The sequence below is a fragment of the Mycolicibacterium komossense genome (assembly GCF_025822605.1).
Lineage (GTDB): Bacteria > Actinomycetota > Actinomycetes > Mycobacteriales > Mycobacteriaceae > Mycobacterium > Mycobacterium komossense.
Genome location: NZ_JACKTY010000002.1, coordinates 1 through 1,956 on the forward strand (window position 1 = coordinate 1; position 1,956 = coordinate 1,956).

Sequence of the window (1,956 nt, forward strand, 5' to 3'; positions counted from 1 at the left end):
GATTTCACCAACCAGTCCACGGCCGGTGCCACTGCGCCCTCCAGTCCGACCGCACCCCAACGGGGTCCGCTGCCCGCCCCTGCCGAAGATGTTTTCGGTGAGTGGACAGTCACTGGTCGCAGCGCACTCCCAGCCTGGGTGCAGCCTAACGGGCAATACTCAGATGACCCCGAAACCGACGCTCTCGAGCAGCAGTGCGCCAATGACATTCAGACACCCGGCCTACAACTTCCCGGTCCGGTGCTCGCCAGTCCCCCGCCCCCGCCGGCACCGGTTCCGGGCTGGCCAGAACGCCCCTGCCTGGACGTCGCGGCGGGAATCGCCTGATATCGAGATACCCGTTCGGTGCAGAAGTCGGAACTGAATGCGCCCCGCGACCTACCAACTCGCCAAGTTCACCGTCCACCGCATCGACCACGTCGTCACCGCGCAGTTCTACGGGCCCGACTTAGCCAATCAACTCATCCGCGAAGCGCTGCACACCTACGCCGACGACCTCGCTCTGGTCTCCAAGGGGTCTCCAAGGTCGGTGCCCGTCGCGACGACAAGGGCAACTGGATCCCGGCGTCGCAACCCGATGGCCTGCGTGCCGATGATCAACCGTTCCAGCAGGGAGTTCCCAGAGCCTCCCTGCCGATGCAGTACGCCATCGCCGCCGAGCTGTACAACAGCGGGGTCGGCAACACCGGTCTACTCGCTCAATACGCCAACTCGGGGGGAGCCGGTCTGCAACAGTATGAGGCGATTGTGAACAACGATGCCAGTCGAAACCTTCAGAACGCCGTGCAGAGCTATCTGCACGGCGCAGGTGTGGATCTCGACTCGCTGTGGGCGAATTACAACGAGGGCTACAACAATGCGAAGTAGGCTGATTCGCATTGCTGTCTCGGCGTCAATCATCGTTCTCATGCAAGTGATCTCGGGATGCGGCGGGGATGCAAACACCGCATCACCGCCGAAATCACCCACTTCAACCCAGAGCTTTCCGAATTGGCCATCCCTGGCCGACGGCATGCGTTTCCATTGGAGTGCCGAACCCGGAATCGATCTCCTTACCGGCCCAGCGGTGCCACTACGGGCCTATTTCGAGTCGTTCTGGCTGATCGACCTGTTAGGTGACCCCGATGTCGGATATCCCGGGTTCAGCCAAGCCGTCCGCATTCCGCCGGGCGGACCCCATGAGTTCCTAGCCAACAATCCAGTGCCGCAGGCAGACCGATCTTGGTCTGCTCACGGCAATTATCTGGACAAACCTCTCTACGGGACGCTGTTCATTCACGTACTGCGCATTGCCACCACGCCCGTCGGTTTTTCAGCCCTCGTGTGCGATATTCGCGACGGCCTCTACATCGTCGGCCCGGACGGTAAATACGTCCCTCGTTGGAATTCGAGCACACTTGGCCCCGCAGTCACCCGCGTCGAATTCAGCAATCAAAACTCCGGCGCTAGCCTACCTCCTCCGTTGAGTCCTGCTGCGCCCCAACGCGGTCCGCTACCCGCTCCGGCCGAAAACGTCTTCGGCACGTGGATCGCCACCGAGGCCAATGTCTTACCGATCTGGTTCAGTCCAGACGGAAAGCCCTCCAGCGATCCCGAAACCAGCGCCCTAAACCAGCAGTGCGCCAATGACATTCAGACACCCGGCCTACAACTTCCCGGTCCGGTGCTCGCCAGTCCCCCGCCCCCGCCGGCACCGGTTCCGGGCTGGCCGCCCCTGTCTGCACGTCGCGGCGGGAATCGCCTGATATCGAGATACCCGTTCGGTGCAGAAGTCGGAACTGAATGCGCCCCGTTCGCTGTTGGATGAAGTCATGACGACTTACAAGCTCGGCAAGTTCACCGTCCACCGCATCCACCACGTCGTCACCGCGCAGTTCTACGGGCCCGACTTAGCCAATCAACTCATCCGCGAAGCGCTGCACACCTACGCCGACGACCTCGCTCTGGTCTCCAAGG

The 1,956-nt window shown here is 62.1% G+C and carries 2 protein-coding genes and 3 pseudogenes; all 5 read left to right on the forward strand.

Annotated features, from left to right (window positions below; all coding sequences use genetic code 11):
* A pseudogene (locus H7J73_RS00025) lies at positions 1 to 327 on the forward strand (hypothetical protein); the annotation flags it as partial.
* Between the two features lie 82 nt (positions 328 to 409).
* Positions 410 to 594 (forward strand): annotated as a pseudogene (locus H7J73_RS00030) (oxidoreductase); the annotation flags it as partial.
* A 42-nt stretch (positions 595 to 636) separates the two neighbouring features.
* Positions 637 to 867, forward strand: coding sequence for a hypothetical protein (locus H7J73_RS00035; protein WP_264065165.1), 231 nt, complete (start codon positions 637 to 639; stop codon positions 865 to 867).
* 40 nt (positions 868 to 907) lie between these two features.
* On the forward strand, positions 908 to 1,807 hold the full coding sequence (locus H7J73_RS00040) for a hypothetical protein (RefSeq protein WP_264065164.1): 900 nt from the start codon (positions 908 to 910) through the stop codon (positions 1,805 to 1,807).
* 4 nt (positions 1,808 to 1,811) lie between these two features.
* A pseudogene (locus H7J73_RS00045) lies at positions 1,812 to 1,956 on the forward strand (oxidoreductase); the annotation flags it as partial.